Raw genomic sequence first — 19,583 nt, 5'->3', positions numbered from 1 at the left:
AAGGACCCCGGCCCAGCGGGAGTAGTAGCAAAGGAAGGGGGGTAGGGCTGGTGCCGCAAGGACAAAGCGGCCTGGTTTGTGACACTGAGATGATAAAGCTTTGCTGACGATAAGACAATTTATTTACGGATAAATTATAAGATAAAAAAAGTGTGCCCGCTTGTATAAATCTGGATACTAATTGGTTGCGAAAAATACCAGCCTGTAGTCGGTAGGCCCACTGCAAGCACTTACTGCTGTTACGCAGTGCCACTAAATAAGCGCCGTCGTGGGGGGTAGCGCGGACTTGGTAGTCCGCCCTACCCCCTGTTTGCCGCACCATACTAAGCTAGTCAGCATGAGTAAGTAGTGAAAGCTCTAGTGCCGAGTTTATAAAAAATAATGAGAAAATACTGTGAATCAGACAACAAGCTAAGTGCGGCGGCCCGTATAAGGCCAGGTTCACAACCAATTTGTCCACCATTTTCTCTTTTCCCATGAAAGTTTCCAGCATTTTCCTCGCCGCTGCTTTTGCCCTTTGCACCAGCGCCGCCTTCGCCCAGACTACCCCCGGCACTACTACCGGCACCACCGGCACGATGGGCACGGGCACCACAACCACCCCGAGCACGGGCACAATGGGCAATGGCACCATGAACAATGGCGCGATGCGCGATGGCACCATGAACAATGGCACGATGGGCACGGGCACCACGCGCAACGGCACGTCGAGCGGCGACCAGCGCGCCATGCGCCGTGAGCACCGCATGAAGTCGAAGACGACCAAGACCAAATCGACGATGACGCCCACCAACTAAGGCGAATTTATAGTAGCCACGCTACTGCCTTTAGCCGTATAAAAGCCGGCTGCCCCATTGCCGGGCAGCCGGCTTTTTTATCGCGCGTTAATTAGCCTAAATACCTTATCATGAAAACGTTAATTCTACTAGTAGCTGTGGGCCTGGCCGCCGGCACCGCCCGCGCCCAAACAGTGCCCTTCGACGCGACGGCACCCATGCGCGGCGGCGCTCAAAACCAAACCAGCGTGCCGCCCGTAAACCCGGCCCTCAACCAAAGTACCATTCAGGGGCCTTCACAAGTGCAGCGTACGTCCACCGGCTACGATGCCCAGCCCAGCCGCCTTACTGGCTCGGTGCCCATCGCGGGCACGCCCGATGAGTCACCCACGGCGGTGCCCGACGTGCGGGAGCAGGGGCTCATTCCGCAGCGCGCGTCGCGGCAGTCGAGCGATATCGTGCCCAGCCGGGGGGTAGGCTCCAGCAATGTGAACCAGCGCCGCCCGCAGCTGCCCCAAAACAACTCGCTGCCTAGCGTAGTAAGCCCCACCATCCAGCCCTAACGGCTATTTGTAGAACCCTGTTTATTTCTTTTTTAATATGAATACCAAAAATCTTCTGTTCGCCCTCGCCGCTACTTGCTGCTTTGGCAGCGCCAGCGCCCAAACCGCGCCCGTTAGCCCCCGCGCCAGCCAGGCACCTGCCACGATGGCCAGCCCCAACACTACCCGCAGCAGCATGAACAACGCGGCCGAAGACGCCGGCACCGTCGTGACCAAGCCCACCGGCAACGAATATGACACGCCCAGCAACGCCACTAAGCGCAAAACCACCAAGCGCAAAGGCGAAATGATGGGCGGCAAAGGCAAGATGAAAACCAAAATGTAGGTTTTATCCATTTCCCTACCCCACCAAAAAGGCTGGCCTCCCACAACGGGAGGCCAGCCTTTTTGGTGGGGTAGGGTGCCGGTTTTAGCTGGCGTGGGCCAGCAGGTCGTGGCCGTGGCGGCGCAGCGTGTCGGCCAGCTTCAGCAGGTCGGCTTTGAGGTCGGCGGGGGCGTGGTGGCTGGCCTGGCTGGTCTGGTCGCCGAGCATGGTCAGCGAGTTGCCGATGGCCGTGGCGCTCAGGCTGCCGCTCGTGAGCAGCGATTGCAGGTTGCCCATTTCGCGGGCAATGTCCTGAAACTCGGGCTGGCCGCTTTGCAGAAACCGCTGCTGCCAGGTTTCGGTATTATCCATCGCCGAGCCCAGCGGCAAGCTGGTCAGGCCATTTTGCAACCCCGATAGGGTGGCGTGCAACAAGTCATTCATGGTAAAACAGGGGGGGTAGGGAAAAGGGAAAGTCGAATTAATCAGCCGGCTGCGTGGGGGCGGCCTTGGCAGCCCGGCGCTTGGGCGCGGCGGCTTTGGGAGAAATAAGGGGGGTAGGGCGCGGCGCAAACGCGGGCGGCGCGTAGCCCGCCGGCATGGGCGGCAACAGCCCACGCGCGCGCAGTATTTCAGCAGCCCGCACGGCGCTAGCTTCTTTGTCTTTGATTTCGAGCATCATATCCACCTCCAGCCCGTCGAGGTCAGCCAGAAAGCCTTCGAACAGTGCGGGCACCAGTGTGGTGGTGTGCTTGCCGCGCCGCTCATCGGGGGCCTGTGAGCTATAGTCCAGCATCGGCACGCCGTCGCGGGTGGGGTGCCAAGTGGCGGCGGCCAGGCGCAGGGCCTCGCGCATGGGCTCGCCGTGGTTGAGGCATTCGTGGTGGAAATTATCAAATAGAATGGGCACGCCGGTTTCGTCGTGCAGGCTCAGGCACTCGCGCAGGCTGTAGAGGCGGTCGTCGTTTTCGACCACCAGCCGGGCCTGCACGGCAGCCGGCACCAGGTTTTGAAACGTATCGACCCAGCGGGCCAGCGCCGTGCCTTTGTCACCATACACGCCGCCGGCGTGAATCTGCAGCTTGGCCGTGGTATCAAGCTCCATCAAATCGAGCATCGCGCCCTGATACACCAAATCGGCCACGCTGCGGCCCACGATGCCCGCGTCGGGCGAGTTAATCAACACATACTGGCCGGGGTGAAACGAGACGCGCAGCCCGTGCCGCCGCACGTAGTCGCCGATGGCCCGAAACTCGCTCCGAAATTCGCGCTGCCAGGGATAGGTATTAACCTCGTGCGAACCAAAGGGCACCACATCGGACCCGATGCGGAAAAACAACAGCCCGTGAGCCACGTTCCATTCCAATATCTGCTGGAGGCAAGCCAGGTTGGCCGCCACGGTGGCCGCCAGCCGCTCGGCCGAGTACGAGGCCAGCCGAAACGTGCTGCCCGCACTGCACGGCAGCGTTTCATTCACGCAAGGATACCCAATCTTCATCCCGTGGGCTTACGCGGTTTTTGAGTTCCTGGTTCTTGGTTGTTAGTTTCTGATTGCTAGTTCCTGGTTTCTGGTTCAAATGCCAACCAGGAAGTAGGAACCAGGAATCCAAAAGAACCAGGAGCCCGAAAATCTTACTCATACCCGCGATTGTCGCGGAAGGCTTTGTTGTACTCGGCCTGTTTCTTGGCGGCGGCCTCGGCCGCGTCGCGGGCTTTGAGCTGCTCCACCTTGCGGCGCTCCTTGCCCTGGCGCGAAAACTGGTCGTAGAGCCAGTCCACGTTCGAGCCGCTGATGGTGGGCGCCTCGGGCCGGGGCGCGGTCGAGTCCACGGCAAACAGCGGCTTGGGTTTGGGGGCGCGCTTGGGTATCTTCACCACCGGGGGGGTAGGGCGCTTCATATTGCGCAGCGCCCGGTTAATCATGGCGCGGTCGGGGCGGTCGGCCGTCACGCGCACCTCGCCCAGCTGAATGGAGTCGCGCACCAGCCTCACCTGCACCACCAGCTGCGAGAGGGTGGTGCCGCCCAGCACCAGCAGGTGCGGCTTGTAGCCCACCGCCCGAAACACCAGCGTGTCCGTGGCTAGGGCCGTAATAAAAAACGCGCCCTTTTCATCGGCCGCCAGGCCCAGGTGCGTGCGCCGCACCAGCACCGTGGCGCCCGGCACCGGCTGCCGGCTCGCCGCCGCCGAAATAGTGCCGCTCACGCGCACTACCGGCGAAGGGCTGCCGGCCTGCGCCCACGCGGCCGGTGCTGCCAGCACGAAAGTCAGCAATAAGCTGATTAAGAGCAGCTTGTGTTTAATAAAAAGCAAGGGGACTGGTAAAAACACGTATTCTTTAACGCAACGCTACCGCAAAGCTGCTACCAAATGAAGCAAAAAAAGCCCGCGTCGTTGCAGACGCGGGCCTCTCGCAGGCTAATAAGCGGTTTTCACCGTTCAAAGACTACATTTTGGTCTTGTTGCCGGCAGCATCTTTCACTTTCACGGTGCCGTCATCTTTTACTTTCAATTTCGAGCCGTCGGTCATCTTGGTTTTGCCTTTAGCCACGTTGGCACCGCTCATCGTCGAGGTCGGCGCTTCCTCCGTGGTCGCGGTCGAATTAGTCGTGGTCGAGCTGCTATCGGAAGGCATCGTGGCGCTCGCGGCACCGGCCGTCTGGTCGGCAGTATCAAGGTTACTGGCCTCGTCATAAGTCGGGCGCGACGACTGGTAGGAATTGTACTGCGCCGGCACTAGCAGGATAGTCTGAAATTCCTGGTCGGTGGCTTTGTTGTAGTCGCGCCGGGCAGCGGCGTAGCCGGCCGTATCGGCTTTGTACTTGGCCATCAGCTCGTCATAGCGCTTCGAGCGATTGTAATAGGCCGTGCGCAACTTCTCTTTGGTTGGCTCGTCGCTGATTTTCATGTCCGAGGCAAACTTGTCGGCCATGCGGGTGCCACGCGTTTTGTAAGTGGCATCACTCACGGTAGTAGTGGTCGTGGCAGCGCCATCGGCGGGCACCGCTGTGGTAGTCGTGGTGTCAGCCGTTTTTTCCTGCGAACAAGAGGCCAATGAGAGAGCCGAAGCGCCGAACAGCAGCAACAAGGTATTTTTCATGAGAAGGGGGAAATTGTAAGAGAATGAGGCTTTTGGTTCGGCCTTTAACGCAACTGCCAGCCACAGGTTATCCTCACTATTCCTTCATTAACAAGTGCCAGATGCCCCACTAAGCCCGGCGCAGCTCCAGCAGCGTTATTTCGGGCAAAAAGCCTACCCGCCCCGGAAAACCGAGGTAGCCCAGGCCCACGTTCACGTACAGCTTTTGCCGCCCCTGCTCATAAATGCCCGCCCACTGCGGGTAAGAATACTGCACCGGGCTCCACTTAAAGCCGGGCAGGTTCACGCCAAACTGCATGCCGTGGGTATGGCCGCTGAGCGTGAGGTCAATGTCTTTGTAATCAAGTACCTGCGCCTCCCAGTGCGAGGGGTCGTGCGAGAGCAGCAGCTTAAACGGCGCGTTGCCGCTGGCCGCGTGGGCCTGCGCCAGGTTGCCATGCTTCGGAAAGTTGGGGTGGCTGCTCCAGTTTTGCACGCCCAGCACGGCCAGCTCGTCGGCCCCGCGCCGGATGGTGTGGCTTTCATCCAGCAGCAGGCGCCAGCCGATTTTGGCGTGGTTGCGGGCCAGGCGTTGCAGATTTTCGCGCTTGGCCTCGGTGTTGGGCCACTGCACGTAGTCGCCGTAGTCGTGGTTGCCCAGGATGGAGAAAATCGGCAGGTCCGACTTGATGCCCGCCAGCGCCTCGATGTGCGGCTCTACCTCCGTGGCGCGGTCGTTCACGAGGTCGCCGGTCATCACAATGAGGTCAGCTTTCTGAGCGTTGATAATGCCCACGGCGCGGCGCATCGGCTCCAGGTTGCCATTGAACGAGCCCGTGTGCAGGTCGGAGATTTGCAAAATCTTAAAGCCGTCGAATGACGCCGGCAGGTTGGGGTAGCGCAGCACCACGCGGCGCACCTTGTAGTCAGTTTTGCCCTTCACCATGCCCCAGAGCAGCGCCAGCAGCGGCACCGCGCCCAGCCCCAGCGCCAGCCGGCTGATAAACTGGCTGCGCGAAATAGGCTCTACGGCCGTGGCCCTACCCCCCGCCGCGCCGCCGAAGCCGCCGGCCGCCCAGCGCCCGAGGCGCGTGAGGTCTTCTAAGAGCAACGGAAAAACCACCACCAGCTTGGCCGCCAGCAGCAGCAGCGGCGCGGCCAGCAGGTAGGTTTTGAGCACCACCGGGCCGTCGTGCCGGGTGCGGGCCGCCCAGAAGCACAGCGCCCACAGCCCCAGCGTGAGCGCCCAGTAGCTAATAGCAAAGCCGCGCCGCGCCGCCGCCGAGCTGGGCGCCAGGGCGGTGCGCACGGCCACGTAGCCGTAGGTTTCGGCCACGATAGCTAACAAGAAAATTCCCCAGAAAACGAATGGATTGCGCATATGGACTGCCAAACTACCCACCGCGGCTTTTGGTTTGGCGGGCGGCGGGGCGGCCGGGGCTGACGCGCGAACCCGGTTTTTACTTTATCTTGGGCCGCTATACTAAAACGCTTCTATGCCGCCTACCCCCCCGCTTTCGCCCGAAGCCGCCGCCGACCTGCCCCTCGCCGCCCCCTACACCGCGCCCGCCAGCTTCGGCATCAAGAGCTGGGCCGAGGAGGACCGCCCGCGCGAAAAAATGATGCAGAAGGGCCGCGCCGCCCTCTCCGACGCCGAGCTGCTGGCCATCCTGCTGGGCTCGGGCACCACCAAGCTCACGGCCGTAGACGTGGCCATGCTCATGCTGCAAGCCGTTGATAATGACTTGAATGAACTGGCCCGGCTCAGTATCAAGCAGCTGTGTCGGCATCCCGGCATCGGGCCGGCCAAAGCTATTACGGTGGTGGCGGCCCTGGAGCTGGGCCGCCGCCGCAAGGAAGCCGGCGCGGGCCGGCGCACCACCATCACCAGCTCGCGCGACATTCACCAGCTAGTGCGGCCGGCGCTGCAAGACCTGCCCCACGAGGAATTTTGGGTGATTTTGCTGAACCGCGCCAACGTGGTGATGCGCCAGGAAAAAATCAGCAGCGGCGGCGTGGCCGGCACCGTGGCCGACCCCAAGCTCATTTTTAAGCACGCCCTCGAAAACCTGGCCAGCAGCATTATTCTGGTGCACAACCACCCCAGCGGCAACCGCCAGCCCAGCGGGGCCGATATTTCGCTCACCAAAAAGCTCAAGGAAGCCGGCAATTTTCTCGACCTGCCCATCCTCGACCACCTCATCTACACCGACAACGGCTACTACAGTTTCGCCGACGAAGGAATGCTGTAACGGCGCAGTAGCCCAGTAGCGCGAACTTTGTAGTTCGCGACCCAGAACGACGACCGTTGACACGGCGCGGGGCCGCGAACTACAACCGAAGGTCAGCGAAGCTAACGTTCGCGCTACTTCCCATGCGTAAAATTTTCCTGGCCGCCGGCCTGCTGGCGGTCGTTGGCCTGCTGCTCTACAATTTCTCAGGCAGCCAGCCGCCTACCCCCCCGCCGCGCCCGACCCCGCCTACCTGGCCCAGGTGCGCCAGGCCCGGCAGCAGAAAGATAACGCCTTCCGCACCAGCGCCAGCTCGCCCATTCCGGCCGGGCAGCGCGCGGCCTTCAATGGCCTGCGCTACTACGGCCCCGACGCGGCCTACCGCGTGGTGGCACGCCTCGTGCGGGCGGCCGTGCTGACCCCGCTGCCGCTGGCGCTCACCCGCGGCTCGGCCGATGCCTACGCGCGCTGGGGCACCGCCGAGTTTACCCTGGCCGGCCGGCCGCAAAAGTTGACGTTGCTGCAAAAGCAGGGGGTAGGGGCGGGCCAGGAATTATTTCTTCCCTTCACCGACCCCACGAACGGCCAGCAGACCTACGCCGGCGGCCGCTACCTCGACCTGCCTATCCCCACTCCCGAAGCCTCCGAAATCAGCCTCGATTTTAACGCGGCCTACAACCCTTTCTGCGCCTACAACCACGACTACAGCTGCCCCAAGCCGCCCGCCGACAACCGCCTGAGCGTGCCCGTGCTGGCCGGCGAGCAGCTTAGTGGTGAGTAGTGAAATAGTGAGGTGGTGAGATGGTGAGTAAAAGAACGTCATGCTGAGCTTGTCGAAGCATCTCGCGTGCTGCACTAAAATCAATCCGTTCAACGATGCGAGCGAGATGCTTCGACAAGCTCAGCATGACGTTCTTTTACTCACCATCTCACCATTACGCTGGCATCAGCTTCGACTGCACCACGGCCATTTGCCACTGGCCGTCGCGCAGCACCCAGGCAATCATCATTTGAAGGGCAGTGTTAAAGTCCTTGCCGTCAGCCACTCCGCTGAAGGTGGAAGTGGAGACGGTGATGGCCGTATTGCCGTAGCGGTTCACCTTCACCGGACCCTTTGGTTGGATGGTGGTTTTGGTCCAGCTGCCCACGTAGGCCAGCTCCTCGGCGCGGTTGCCGCTGCCATTGCCGGGGTTGTAGTGCACGTATTCGGGGGCCAGAAATTTGCCAAAAGCCGCCATGTCCTGCTTTTCGATGGCCGTGCTTACCCGCCCGATAAGGGTGGTAAACAGCTGCTCGTCGGGGTTGAGGGCGCGGCTGGCCGCCGGGGTGGGGGTAGGGCGCTGGGGCGGGGTGGCGCCGGCTGGCTGCGTGGCGGCCGATAGCGTAAGCAGCGCCGCAGCGCCAAACAAAGCCAGATTAGTTTTCATAAGTTCAGAAAAGAAAAACGGGGAGGGGTAGCAGGCAGGCGGCCGCCGCGTGGCGGCCGCCCGGTTGTTGATGAAGGCCGCCGGCCTATACCGGCACGATGCCGAAATACACTTTGTAGTTGGCATGCTGGCCCAGCAGGTTGTTGGTCGCAAACTTGAACCCCACGTTTTTAAGGGTCGAGTTGCCGGTTTTGCTGGCCAGGATAATCATGTCCTTGCCCGTCAGAGTAATAGTCTGCGAGCCGATGATGTCATCGCCAAAGCCAAACAAGCCGTTGATAGCCTTGCCGATATCGGGGATAAATTTCTGGATGAGCGGACCCAGCACGGCGGCAATCCCTACCCCCACCACGGGAATGAAGCCCAGGGCCGCCGTGCCGGCCTCATGCACTTTTTGGATGGCGGCGGTTATTTCCTTCTGATACTTGGCGGGGTCGCCCTGGTCCGCTTCCATGAGCAACACGCTGATAGAGATGCCATTGGGCTTGCCCCGGTACACTTCCATCAAATCGGGCCGGCTGGTGTTAGAATCGACGCCGCCGTAGGTTTTAGTTCGGTAATTGTAGGTGGCAAAAGGCGTGATAACCCCGAGCACCGCGTAGGGCTCATCGGACCCCGACGACTCGCCGGTTTCCTTGAAGCACACCAGCCCGGTGTAGGCCACCGACACGTCGTTCAAATCAATGGCCCCGGTGTCGGACCACCAGTAGATGCCGCCGTGCTGAAAAGCGTTGACGCGGCCGCCGTCCGGAAAATTTACCTCGTCGCTGGTGGGGTAGCCCAAGTACGAGCGCTCCCAGCCCAGCGCCGCCCAGCGCTGGTGAATGTCGCCGCCCACGCCGTTGGCCCCCGTTTGGGGCGACCACATAATGGTATTGGCCCCGTGGTTGAAGTGGTTGAAGCGGCCCGTGCCATCGGCGCAGGGCGACTCGTCGGTGTCGGGCTTGCCCCAGGCCAGGCCGCCCAGCGTCTGCCATTTTTTGTAGATTTCGCCGTGAATTTCCACGGCTTTTTTCAGGGTGCCATTGTAGGATAGGCAGCCATTCTGAAAATACCAGGTGTTTACATCCTTCTTTTCCAGCGGCCCAAAGAAGCTGGCGCCGCCTAGCTCGTCGAACCGTTTTTGCAGCTCGGTGGTCAGCGTATTTAGCATCGTAACCGCGCTATTGGTCTGGGCCGCGCTGATGATGGAAGGGTCGATTTTGGTAAACGCGACCGGGGCAGTGAGTTTAGCCATAGCTGTGGGAGGGGGGTAGGGTGAAGAAAAATTCTGTTCCCAAAAGTACCCGCCCGCCCAACCCGACGCCTAGTACAAATGCGACATTATCAACGGGATAGCACCTCAAAAGGAAATGCTTAAATCTTCCATCGTGTGGAAGACCACCGACTTCTTTATTTCTTCCTTTTTTAGCATACTCGGCGTGAAGCCCGCGAAGAATTTAAAGTCCCGGATGAAATGCATCTGGTCGAAATAGCCGCAGCGGTAAGCGATTTCGGTCCAGGAAAGATGCGGCGCGGTTTCCTTGTATTTGTAGGCGTGCGAAAAGCGAATCATGCGGCTATACACCTTGGGCGACAGGCCCAGCCGCTCGTACGACTTGCGCTCGAACTGCCGCACGCTCAGGCAGGCCCGCGCCGCCAGCCGCTCAATGGGCAGGTTGCCGCTGGCCCGCACCTGGTGCAGCATGGCCAGGTCGAAAGGCAGCAAGGGCTTGAGCTGGGGTAGCTTGTCCAGCAGGTAGCGCTGCGTGACGTCGTTGCGCGCCGCGGGGCCACGGGCCTCGTGCAAGCGCTCCAGCAGCTCGTCAATTTCCCGGCCCATGACCAGGCGGGCGTCGTAGTCGCGGTCCAGCAGCTCGGTCATCGGAATGCCCAGCAGCCGGTACATGGCGGCGGGCTTGAGGTTCACCACGATGGCCTGGTGCTGCTGGCCCAGGTCGAGGGTCACGGGCGTCAGTTGCGGCCCGATAATGATGGACCGCGCCCGCTGAACAAACTCCTGGCCCGGCCCCTTGCTCACCTTCACCTGGTCGTGGAGGTAAAAGCACAAAAACCGGTTGTGCGTGGGCACGAAGGGGTAGATGGACGACAAGCCGGTGCCCGCCCGAAAGTCAATATCGACCACAAAAATGCTGTCGATAAACTCCAGCAGCGCCGGATGCGGCGCAAAATGAATAGGCAGCATAAGGCAGGGAGCGGCTAAGGAGTGGGACGGTTACGAGCACTTCGTTAGGTTGAATGTAGCTGATAATCAGGGAATATGCACTGCGTATGGTAAATTATTGACCGAAGTAGGGTGCGGGGCTTGCCCCCGCCCGGCGCGTGAACGTTTTGCGCTGAATTCGTTCATGCGCCGGGCGGGGGCAAGCCCCGCACCCTACGGGACCCCGGCGTTGGCGGCAGCAAGCGCGCATTTTGGGGCGCCCCGCCTGCCCGTACCTTTGCCAAACGCGCCCGGCCCTTGCACTACCGGCGCTTTTTGCCCATGACTATCTCCTTCGACTGGCTTAAAACGCTGTTCCCTACCCCCCTGCCCGCCGCTGAAGTCGGGGCGCTGCTCACCGGCTCCGGCCTCGAAGTAGAAAGCCTGACCGACCTGGAAAGCATTCCCGGTGGCCTGCGCGGCGTGGTGCTGGGCACCGTGCTCACCTGCGCGCGCCACCCCGACGCCGACAAGCTGAGCCTGACCACCGTGGCCGTGGGCGACGAAACCCCGCGCCAGATTGTGTGCGGCGCGCCCAACGTGGCCGCCGGCCAGCGCGTAGTAGTGGCCCTGGAAGGTGCGATGCTGCACCCCACGACCGGCGAGCCTTTCAAAATAAAGAAGTCAAAAATCCGCGGCGCGGCCTCCGAAGGCATGATTTGCGCCGAGGATGAAATCGGCCTGGGCCAGTCGCACGCTGGCATTATGGTGCTCGACACCGACCTGCCCGACGGCACGCCCGCTGCCGACTACTTCGGCTTGGCCGCCGACACGGTGTTCGAAATCGGCCTCACGCCCAACCGCGCCGACGCCGCCTCGCACTACGGCGTGGCCCGCGAGCTGCGCGCCCTGCTGGGCCAGCCCGCGCAGTTGCCCGACGTCAGTGCCTTTGCTACCCCCTCCGAAGGGGCCAACATTAGGGTGACGCTGGAAGATGAGCAAGCCTGCCCGCGCTACGCCGGCTTGCTTTTGGATGAGGTGAAAGTCGGCCCCTCGCCTGAGTGGCTGCAACGCCGGCTGCGCAGCATCGGGCTCTCGCCGATTAACAACGTAGTGGATGTCACCAACTTCGTGCTGCACGAGCTGGGCCAGCCGCTGCACGCCTTCGACGCCGCCGCCATCACGGGCGGCCATATTCGGGTGAAGCGCGCCGAAGCCGGTGAAGTATTCGTGACCCTCGACAACGTGGCCCGCACCCTGAGCGCCGACGACTTAGTGGTGGCCGATGGCAACGGCGCGCCGATGGCGCTGGCCGGCGTGTTTGGCGGCAAAATATCGGGGGTAGGGACGGGCACCACCCGCGTTTTCCTCGAAAGCGCCTACTTCGCGCCCGCCGTGGTGCGCCGCACCAGCCAGGCCCACGGCCTCAAAACCGACGCCTCCTTCCGCTTCGAGCGCGGCACCGACCCCTACATGGTGCCGGTGGCGCTGAAACGCGCCGCCCTGCTGCTGCAAGAAGTAGCCGGCGCGCGCATCGCCGCGCCGGTCGTGGACGAGTTTCCGCACCTCATTCCCACCAACCAGGTGCGCCTGCGGCTGGCCCGCGTCGCGCAGCTCATCGGCCAGGAAATAGGGGAGGAGCGCATCCGCGAAATCCTGACCGGCCTCGATATTAAAATCGAAGAGGAAACTACCAACCAGGAACCAGGAACCAAGAACCCGAAAACCTGGCTGCTGGCCGTGCCGCCCTACAAGGTGGACGTGACCCGCGAGGCCGACGTAATCGAAGAGATTCTGCGCATCTACGGCTTCAACAACGTGGCGCTGCGGCCGCATAATTCGGCCTCGTTCCTATCCCCCTTCCCCAACCCCGACCCCGAAGTGGTGCGCCAGAAAGTGGCCAGCCTGCTCAGCGGCCAGGGCTTCTCGGAGATTATCACCAACTCGCTCACCAACTCGCAGTACTTCGAAAAAGCTGACGCGCCCGACGAGAAGCTGGTGCGTATTCTCAACTACAACAGCCAGGACCTGAACGTGATGCGTCCCGCGCTGCTGCATTCGGGCCTGGAGGTGGTGCGCCACAACCTCAACCGCCGGCAGCGCGACCTCAAGCTCTACGAGTTTGGCCGCACCTACCAGCGCACCGCCACCGGTAAGTACCAGGAAAAGACCGTGCTCGGCCTCTGGCTCACCGGCAGCGCCACCGCCGAAACCTGGCAGCATCCCACTCAAAAGGCCACGTACCACGACGCGGCCGGGGCGGTGCAGCAGGTGCTGGCCGCGCTGGGCTACCCGCAGGCCGCGCCGCAGCCCACGCAACACCCGTACCTGGCAGGGGGGGTAGGGCTGCTGGTGCAAAACCAACCCGTCGGCAACGTCGGGGCCGTATCGCCGCAGGTGCTCAAGCGCCTCGACGTGAGCCAGCCCGTGTGGTATGCCGAGCTGGATTGGGACTGGCTGCTCAAGAAATACAAAGCTACCCTCACTGCCCGCGAGCTGCCCCGCTTCCCGGAAGTGCGCCGCGACCTGTCGCTGGTAGTCGATAAGAGCGTGACGTTCGAGCAGTTGCGCACCATCGCGCAGCGCACCGAGAAGAAGCTGCTGCACGGCCTCAACGTGTTCGACGTGTACGAAGGCGACCGCCTCGAAGCGGGCAAGAAGTCGTATTCCGTCAGCTTCACGTTGCAAGACCCGACCCAAACGCTCACCGACCAAGCCATCGACCAGGTGATGCAGCGGCTTATTCAACAGTTTGAGAAGCAGGCCGGCGCGCTGATTCGGAAGTAGGGTGCGGGGCTTGCCCCCGCCCGTCGTTGAACAGTTTGCCAGAAGATTTAATCAACCAGCAACCCTTACCAGCCGACACAGTATATTTGTCTGACGAACAAGGGCCGCACCTCGCGGCACGCCCCTTGCAACCTAGTTGGCCCAGTGGGCGACTGCCGAAATGGCTCCGCCGCCCATTAGTACCGCCCCTACGAGCCACTTAAGTAGCTCGGGAGGCATCCGAAGCTTAAACGTTAGTTTAAACTCCGTCTTCGCGTTTTCCCTTTCCATCTGGCTAGAAGTAAAAGGGTTGTGCAATAACCCCCACACTTCTCGAAGCCCTGGCTGTTTGCGCAGCCGGGGCTTCTCTTTTTTAGCAGAGTAGCCGTTGGCTGGGGGACTTACCGAACGCGAGTGCGGCGAAGGTACGGTCGGTCGCTATTTAGGCTGCGAAATGCGGTGATTTCATTAACGAATAGAAGAAAATGAGGGAATGATGTAATGATTCTTGCTGACTGGTGAGTAACATTGCGTTCCGATAGTAGAGGTAGGCCATACCTACTCATCGCAATCGACCTTTCCCACCCCTTATTTTTCTTATGAAAATACGTTTTGCCTACTCCTGGCTGTGTGGCCTGGCGCTGGTGGCGACCCCGGCTTTAGCTCAAAAGCCGGCTCCCAAAGCCAAAGCTCCGGTGGCCAAAAAAACGATGATGGCTACTACCGGCGGTGCCCGCCTGGTCGAAACCGTGACCCGCAAGCCTGGCGAACTGGTAATTCCCTACTCGAAATACGTGCTGCCCAATGGCTTGACGGTTATCGTGGCCGAGGACCACTCCGACCCGCTGGTGCACGTGGACGTGACGTATCACGTGGGCTCGGCGCGCGAGCAGATTGGCAAGTCGGGCTTCGCGCACTTCTTCGAGCACATGATGTTTCAGGGCTCCGACCACGTGGGTGACCAGCAGCACTTCAAGCTCGTGACGGCCGCCGGCGGCACCCTCAACGGCAGCACCAACCAGGACCGCACCAACTACTATGAAACCGTGCCGAGCAACCAGCTCGAAACGGCCATGTGGCTCGAGGCCGACCGCATGGGCTTTTTACTGGACGCGGTGAGCCAGAAAAAGTTTGAGATTCAGCGCGCTACCGTGAAGAACGAGCGTGGCCAGAACTACGACAACCGACCGTATGGCCTGGCCAGCGAGTACGTGTCGAAGACGCTCTACCCCTACGGCCACCCGTATTCGTGGCTGACTATTGGGTATTTGAAGGACCTCGACAACTCCAGCGTGCAGGATTTGAAGAACTTCTTCCTGCGCTGGTACGGTCCCAACAACGCTACCCTCACCGTGGGCGGCGACGTGACCACAGCCCAGGTGCTGAAGTACGCCGAGAAGTATTTCGGCCCCATCAAGCGCGGGCCGGCCGTGCCGGTGCAGAAGCTGCCCGAGCCCGTGCTGACGGCCGACCGCTACGTGAGCTACGAGGACAACGTGCGCTTCCCGATGCTGCAAATGGTGTTTCCGACGGTGCCCAACGGCAACCCCGACGAGACAGCGCTCGATGCGCTGGCCGATATCATTGGCAGCGGTAAGAATTCCTTGCTCTATAAAAACCTGGTGAAGCCCCAGAAAGCGGTGCAGGCCCAGGCCTACCAGCGCAACTCGGAGCTGGCCGGCGAATTTGCCATGATTGCACTGGCCTTGCCGGGTAAGGGCCTGGACAGCACGGAGGTTATCATGCGCCAGACGCTGGCCGAGTTTGCCAAAACCGGCCCGACCGACGAGCAGGTGGCCCGCTACAAAGCCAGCACCGAGGCCCAGCTCATCAACAGCCTGGCCAGCGTGAGCGGCAAGGTGAGCCAGTTGGCTGCCAACCAGACGTACTTCAACAACCCCAACCGCTTGCCCATTGAGCTCAGGCAGCTCCGCGCCCTCACTAAGGCCGACGTGCAGCGCGTGTTCGACAAGTATCTCCGGGGCAAGCACGCCGTTATTCTGAGCGTGGTGCCCAAGGGCAAGGCTGATGAGGAAGCCGGCAAGGACAACTACACTGCCTCCACGGCCGGCTACGTGGCCCCCAACTACGGCTATGATGGCCTGAAATACGTGAAGGCTACCGACACCTTCGACCGCGCGAAGCAGCCAGGAGCGGGACCTAACCCGGTGGTGAAAGTGCCGGCTATCTGGGAAGATAAGTTTGGCAACGGCCTCAAGCTCATCGGTACTAAGAATACCGAGCTGCCCACCACCACAATGCTGCTCACGCTGGAGGGCGGCCACCGCCTGGAGCAGGCCATACCCGGCAAGGCCGGCATCGCCTCGCTCACGGCCCAAATGCTGAACGAAGGCTCAGAGAAATACACCGGCGAGCAGTTTTCGGCGGCGCTCGACCGCCTGGGCAGCACCGTGCAGGTGTTTGCGGGCGACGAAAACACGACCGTGTACGTGCAGTCGTTAACCAAAAACCTGCCCGCGACCCTGGCCTTGCTCGACCAGCGCCTGCTGCACCCCCGCTTCGACCCGGCCGACTTTGACCGCTTGAAAAAGCAGGATTTGCAGGGCATCGCCAATCAAGTAACGCAGCCGGTTGTCATTGCCAACAATGCCTACGCCAAGCTGCTCTATGGGCAGGATAACATCATGGGCGTGCCGGTGAGCGGCACCACGGCCACCGTGTCGAGCATCACGCTCGACGATGTGAAGCAGTTTTATCAGCAGTACTACTCGCCCAGCGTGAGCTTCCTCACCGTGGTGAGCGACCAGGACCAGGCCGCCGTGGAGCCCAACCTGGGCTTCTTGAAAGCCTGGGCGGCCAAGCCCGTGTCCCTACCCCCCGCCACGGCGGCGGTGCAGCCCGACAAAACCAAAATCTACTTCATCGACAAGCCCGGCGCGGCGCAGTCTGAAATCCGGGTGGGCTACCTCACGCCGCTGGCCTACGACGCCACTGGCGATTACTACCGCGCCTACCTGGCCAACTACCTGCTCGGCGGCGCCTTCAACTCGCGCATCAACCTGAACCTGCGCGAGAACAAAGGCTACACCTACGGGGCCAATTCGGGCTTCCGGGGCACGCGCTACTTTGGCCCCTACACGGCCCAGGCCGGCGTGCGCGCCGACGCCACCGCCGCTTCGGTGAAGGAGTTTATGAGCGAAATCCAGAACTACCGCAACGGTATCTCGGATGAGGAGCTGGCCTTTTTGCAAAGCTCAGTGGGCCAGAGCGATGCCCTGCGCTACGAAACCGGCCAGCAAAAAGCCGGCTTCCTCTCACGCTTGGTGGAATACGACCTCAAGCCCGACTACGTAACGCAGCAGGCCGCCATTCTGAAAGGGCTAAAGAAGGAAGACGTGCAGGCCTCGGCCCAGAAATACCTGCCCGCCGACAAGATGTACATCGTGGTGGTCGGCGACCGCGCCAAGGCCTTCCCCGGCCTCTCGCAGCTGGGCTACGACGTGCAGGAACTGGATGTGAACGGCGCGCCCGTAACCGCTGCCGCGCCTACCCCCCCTCCGGCGGCCGTACCCACTTCCACCGTGATGCCGGCTATGCCTGATGGCAAAACCAAGAAGGAGGAAGACGGCCGCAAGGTGAAGACCAAGAAGAAAGGTGGCGAATAGCCGCATCTTTTGCCTCTGGAAAAAGCCCGCCGTCCCGGCGGGCTTTTTTTGGGGGTAGGGCAGAACGGGCCGCCCGTGCGCCCTACCTTCGCAAGCTAAAATAATAAATCATTCGTGGCCTCATCCCAGCAGCTTGCGCAGCTCGACCGCCTGGAGCGGCAGGTAACTACCTTAGTGGCTGCCTATCAGCAGCTGCGTGAGGAGCTAGCCGATGCCAACGTGACCATTGAACACCTCCGGGCCGACGACCGCGAGCGAGAAAAACAGCTTCGCGAGTACCAAAACCAGGAAAACATTGTTAAACTTGTCCAGACTATAGCCGGCGGGGAACCCACCCAGGCCAACGAGCTGAAACAACGCCTCAACGAATACATCCGCGAACTAGATAAGTGCCTTGCCCATCTGAGGGAATAGCGAACCTTCTTATACGATTACCTTACTGCTCTATAAGTGAACGACTTAGCCATCAAAATTCGTATCGCCGAGCGCGAATATCCCATGCGGGTAGAAGTGGCCGACGAAGAGCGCCTGCGCCTGGCGGGCCGGCAGCTCAGCGAACGGCTACGGGAGTTTCGGGAGCAGTATGGCATTCAGGACAAACAAGACCTGCTGGCGATGGTAGCCCTCGCCACAATGGCTGACTCACTGAAAGTCAGCAAGGAAAAGGATGGAACCGATGCAGCCCTTACCGAGCGCCTGGCGCGCCTCGACGAGCTGCTGACTGGCGTGGTGCTGGCCGCCTAGCGGCTGGGCAGCACCCACATGTTTGTTGGCCCGGCCGGGCGCACCGAAGGCAAGCGGCCTTCTGTTGCGTTGCGGTTCCGGGTTTTTGCCGTGGCTATGGTGTTGATTCACTTCAGTTCCATAACTCTATGTCCCTTATAATTTTATACTGCGCGATTGCCGCCGTCATTGCCCTCGTGGCGGGCGTGGTGGTGGGTCGGCAGATGGCCGGCAAAGTCCGGCAAGACCACGAAGGCGCGGCCCGCGCCCAAGCCCAGCAATTGCTCGCCGAGGCAGAAACCGAAGCCACTCGCACCCGCGACGAGCGCATTCAGCAGTCGAAAGATAAGTTTCGCAACCTCAAGAATGAGTACGAGCAAGAGCAGAAGCAGAAGCGCCGCGAGTTTGAAACCGAAAGCCAGCGCCTGAAGGCCAGCCTCGACCAGGAGCTGACCGAGCGCCGGCAGGGCGTGCTGGCCCAGGAGCAGAGCATTAAGCACCTCACCGACACCACGCAGAAGCAGCTGGAGCAGCTCCAGCACAAGGAAAAAGAGCTGGAAACCACCCGCGAGAAAACGCAGGCCGACGCCGAGCATCAGCGCACCCGCTTCGAGCAGCAAGAAGAAAAACGCCAGAGCAAGCACGAAGCCGTGGTGGCCGAGCTGCAAGCCAAGCAGCAGGAAGCCGAAGCCCAGCTGCACGACGTGCAAAATCAGCTTGAAAAAGTGGCCGGCCTCACTGCCGCCGAAGCCCGCGAACAATTGGTAGAAAGCCTGCGCAACGAAGCCCAGCTCCAAGCCAGCTCCTACATCAAAGACACCGTGGCGCAGGCCAAGCTCACGGCCACTAAAGATGCCAAGAAAGTGGTGCTGGAAACCATTCAGCGCACCGCCTCGGAGCACGCCATTGAAAACTGCGTGTCGGTTTTCAACATCGAAAACGACGATGTGAAGGGCAAAATCATTGGCCGCGAGGGCCGCAACATCCGGGCGTTGGAGGCCGCGACGGGGGTAGAGGTGATTGTGGACGACACGCCGGAAGCCATCATCATCTCGGGCTTCGACCCGGTGCGCCGCGAAATCGCGCGCCTCTCGCTGCACCTGCTCGTGAAGGACGGCCGCATTCACCCCGCCCGCGTGGAGGAAATCGTGGCTAAAACAACCAAGAAAATCGAGGAGGAAATCATCGAAATCGGGGAGCGCACGGTCATTGACCTCGGCATTCATGGCCTGCACCCCGAGCTGATTCGGATGGTTGGCCGGATGCGCTTCCGCTCGTCCTATGGCCAGAATCTGCTCCAGCACAGCCGCGAAGTGGCCAACCTCTGCGCCACGATGGCCGCCGAGCTGGGCCTCAACGTGAAGCACGCCCGCCGCGCCGGCCTGCTCCACGACATCGGCAAGGTGAGCACCGAGGAGCCCGAGCTGCCGCACGCCATCCTGGGCATGGAAATGGCCAAGAAATATAAGGAGCACCCCGACGTGGTGAACGCCATCGGTGCCCACCACGACGAGATGGAGATGACGGCTCTGATTTCGCCCATCGTGCAGGCCTGCGACGCCATTTCGGGCTCGCGCCCCGGTGCCCGCCGCGAAATGATGGAGAGCTATATCAAGCGCCTGCGCCAGCTTGAAGAAACCGCCGGCGCTTTCAAGGGCGTGAACCAGACCTACGCCATCCAGGCCGGCCGCGAACTGCGTGTCATCGTGGATGCTGAAAACGTGAGCGACGAGCGCGCCGGCGAGCTGAGCTTCGAGATTTCGCAGAAAATCGAGAAGGAGATGCAGTACCCTGGCCAGATTAAAGTGACCGTCATCCGCGAAATGCGCTCGGTGGCCTACGCTAAGTAATAAAAGCCCTGAATGCCAGAGCCGGCCGCCAGCCTCACGGGTAGCGGCCGGCTTTATTTATGACTAAATCCTGAGCGCCGCTCAGTAGTGCAACC

General features: G+C 61.3%; 16 protein-coding genes and 2 pseudogenes. 10 read left to right on the top strand and 8 right to left on the bottom strand.

Features of this window, described 5'->3' with window-relative positions; all coding sequences use genetic code 11:
* Positions 1 to 476: 476 nt before the first annotated feature.
* The 3 genes from A0257_08395 (at position 477) to A0257_08385 (ending at position 1,664) form a co-directional block, all read left to right on the top strand.
* Positions 477 to 797 (top strand): hypothetical protein, encoded by a 321-nt coding sequence (locus tag A0257_08395; protein ID AMR27126.1) that lies wholly within the window; start codon positions 477 to 479, stop codon positions 795 to 797.
* Positions 798 to 907: 110 nt separating this feature from the next.
* Positions 908 to 1,339, top strand: a complete 432-nt coding sequence (locus A0257_08390; protein AMR27125.1) for a hypothetical protein — start codon at positions 908 to 910, stop codon at positions 1,337 to 1,339.
* Positions 1,340 to 1,376: 37 nt separating this feature from the next.
* A complete protein-coding gene (locus tag A0257_08385) occupies positions 1,377 to 1,664 on the top strand; it encodes a hypothetical protein (GenBank protein AMR27124.1) in 288 nt (95 codons plus the stop codon).
* Between the two features lie 84 nt (positions 1,665 to 1,748).
* Here the strand turns inward: A0257_08385 and A0257_08380 are convergent, their stop codons facing one another.
* The 5 genes and pseudogenes from A0257_08380 to A0257_08360 form a co-directional block, all read right to left on the bottom strand.
* On the bottom strand, positions 1,749 to 2,087 hold the full coding sequence (locus A0257_08380) for a hypothetical protein (GenBank protein ID AMR27123.1): 339 nt from the start codon (positions 2,085 to 2,087) through the stop codon (positions 1,749 to 1,751).
* 202 nt (positions 2,088 to 2,289) lie between these two features.
* A pseudogene (locus A0257_08375) lies at positions 2,290 to 3,141 on the bottom strand (UV damage endonuclease UvdE).
* A gap of 134 nt (positions 3,142 to 3,275) precedes the next feature.
* Positions 3,276 to 3,956, bottom strand: a complete 681-nt coding sequence (locus tag A0257_08370) for a hypothetical protein (GenBank protein ID AMR27122.1) — start codon at positions 3,954 to 3,956, stop codon at positions 3,276 to 3,278.
* A 133-nt stretch (positions 3,957 to 4,089) separates the two neighbouring features.
* Complete coding sequence (locus A0257_08365) at positions 4,090 to 4,743, bottom strand: hypothetical protein (GenBank protein AMR27121.1); 654 nt, start codon at positions 4,741 to 4,743, stop codon at positions 4,090 to 4,092.
* 109 nt (positions 4,744 to 4,852) lie between these two features.
* Positions 4,853 to 6,103: a DNA mismatch repair protein MutT gene (locus A0257_08360; protein AMR27120.1), complete on the bottom strand. Its 1,251-nt coding sequence runs from the start codon at positions 6,101 to 6,103 to the stop codon at positions 4,853 to 4,855.
* A 157-nt stretch (positions 6,104 to 6,260) separates the two neighbouring features.
* Between A0257_08360 and A0257_08355 the strand changes: the two genes are divergently transcribed.
* Positions 6,261 to 6,974 (top strand): hypothetical protein, encoded by a 714-nt coding sequence (locus tag A0257_08355; GenBank protein ID AMR29678.1) that lies wholly within the window; start codon positions 6,261 to 6,263, stop codon positions 6,972 to 6,974.
* Between the two features lie 241 nt (positions 6,975 to 7,215).
* Positions 7,216 to 7,734 carry a hypothetical protein gene (locus A0257_08350; protein ID AMR27119.1) on the top strand — a complete coding sequence of 173 codons (519 nt, stop codon included), beginning with the start codon at positions 7,216 to 7,218 and terminating at the stop codon, positions 7,732 to 7,734.
* Between the two features lie 154 nt (positions 7,735 to 7,888).
* On the opposite strand, the gene A0257_08345 is transcribed toward A0257_08350, so the two are convergent.
* The 3 genes from A0257_08345 to A0257_08335 all read right to left on the bottom strand — a co-directional run bounded on the left by A0257_08345 (position 7,889) and on the right by A0257_08335 (position 10,565).
* Entirely contained in the window at positions 7,889 to 8,380 is a 492-nt protein-coding gene (locus A0257_08345) for a hypothetical protein (GenBank protein AMR27118.1), read from the bottom strand.
* Between the two features lie 85 nt (positions 8,381 to 8,465).
* Positions 8,466 to 9,617, bottom strand: a complete 1,152-nt coding sequence (locus A0257_08340; GenBank protein ID AMR27117.1) for a hypothetical protein — start codon at positions 9,615 to 9,617, stop codon at positions 8,466 to 8,468.
* Positions 9,618 to 9,722: 105 nt separating this feature from the next.
* Positions 9,723 to 10,565, bottom strand: coding sequence for a hypothetical protein (locus A0257_08335; protein AMR27116.1), 843 nt, complete (start codon positions 10,563 to 10,565; stop codon positions 9,723 to 9,725).
* A gap of 300 nt (positions 10,566 to 10,865) precedes the next feature.
* Between A0257_08335 and A0257_08330 the strand changes: the two genes are divergently transcribed.
* The 5 genes and pseudogenes from A0257_08330 to A0257_08310 all read left to right on the top strand — a co-directional run bounded on the left by A0257_08330 (position 10,866) and on the right by A0257_08310 (position 19,488).
* Positions 10,866 to 13,310, top strand: a complete 2,445-nt coding sequence (locus A0257_08330) for a phenylalanine--tRNA ligase subunit beta (GenBank protein ID AMR29677.1) — start codon at positions 10,866 to 10,868, stop codon at positions 13,308 to 13,310.
* Positions 13,311 to 13,888: 578 nt separating this feature from the next.
* Positions 13,889 to 16,840: pseudogene (locus A0257_08325) on the top strand (peptidase M16).
* A gap of 189 nt (positions 16,841 to 17,029) precedes the next feature.
* Positions 17,030 to 17,329 carry a hypothetical protein gene (locus A0257_08320; GenBank protein ID AMR27115.1) on the top strand — a complete coding sequence of 100 codons (300 nt, stop codon included), beginning with the start codon at positions 17,030 to 17,032 and terminating at the stop codon, positions 17,327 to 17,329.
* Positions 17,330 to 17,365: 36 nt separating this feature from the next.
* Positions 17,366 to 17,659: a cell division protein ZapA gene (locus tag A0257_08315; GenBank protein AMR27114.1), complete on the top strand. Its 294-nt coding sequence runs from the start codon at positions 17,366 to 17,368 to the stop codon at positions 17,657 to 17,659.
* A gap of 128 nt (positions 17,660 to 17,787) precedes the next feature.
* Positions 17,788 to 19,488, top strand: coding sequence for a ribonuclease Y (locus A0257_08310; protein AMR27113.1), 1,701 nt, complete (start codon positions 17,788 to 17,790; stop codon positions 19,486 to 19,488).
* Positions 19,489 to 19,583: the final 95 nt, after the last annotated feature.

Origin of the sequence: Hymenobacter psoromatis (assembly GCA_001596155.1) — a bacterium.
Classification (GTDB): Bacteria; Bacteroidota; Bacteroidia; order Cytophagales; family Hymenobacteraceae; genus Hymenobacter.
The sequence above is the reverse complement of the archived record's forward strand: the minus strand, read 5'-3'. Positions and strand labels throughout refer to the sequence as shown.

Coding starts and splice junctions, on each gene's coding strand:
- A0257_08380 (AMR27123.1), bottom strand. CDS start 2,087: ATGAATGACTTGTTGCACGCCACCCTATCGGGGTTGCAAAATGGCCTG.
- A0257_08395 (AMR27126.1), top strand. CDS start 477: ATGAAAGTTTCCAGCATTTTCCTCGCCGCTGCTTTTGCCCTTTGCACC.
- A0257_08340 (AMR27117.1), bottom strand. CDS start 9,617: ATGGCTAAACTCACTGCCCCGGTCGCGTTTACCAAAATCGACCCTTCC.
- A0257_08345 (AMR27118.1), bottom strand. CDS start 8,380: ATGAAAACTAATCTGGCTTTGTTTGGCGCTGCGGCGCTGCTTACGCTA.
- A0257_08360 (AMR27120.1), bottom strand. CDS start 6,103: ATGCGCAATCCATTCGTTTTCTGGGGAATTTTCTTGTTAGCTATCGTG.
- A0257_08365 (AMR27121.1), bottom strand. CDS start 4,743: ATGAAAAATACCTTGTTGCTGCTGTTCGGCGCTTCGGCTCTCTCATTG.
- A0257_08390 (AMR27125.1), top strand. CDS start 908: ATGAAAACGTTAATTCTACTAGTAGCTGTGGGCCTGGCCGCCGGCACC.
- A0257_08385 (AMR27124.1), top strand. CDS start 1,377: ATGAATACCAAAAATCTTCTGTTCGCCCTCGCCGCTACTTGCTGCTTT.
- A0257_08310 (AMR27113.1), top strand. CDS start 17,788: ATGTCCCTTATAATTTTATACTGCGCGATTGCCGCCGTCATTGCCCTC.
- A0257_08330 (AMR29677.1), top strand. CDS start 10,866: ATGACTATCTCCTTCGACTGGCTTAAAACGCTGTTCCCTACCCCCCTG.
- A0257_08335 (AMR27116.1), bottom strand. CDS start 10,565: ATGCTGCCTATTCATTTTGCGCCGCATCCGGCGCTGCTGGAGTTTATC.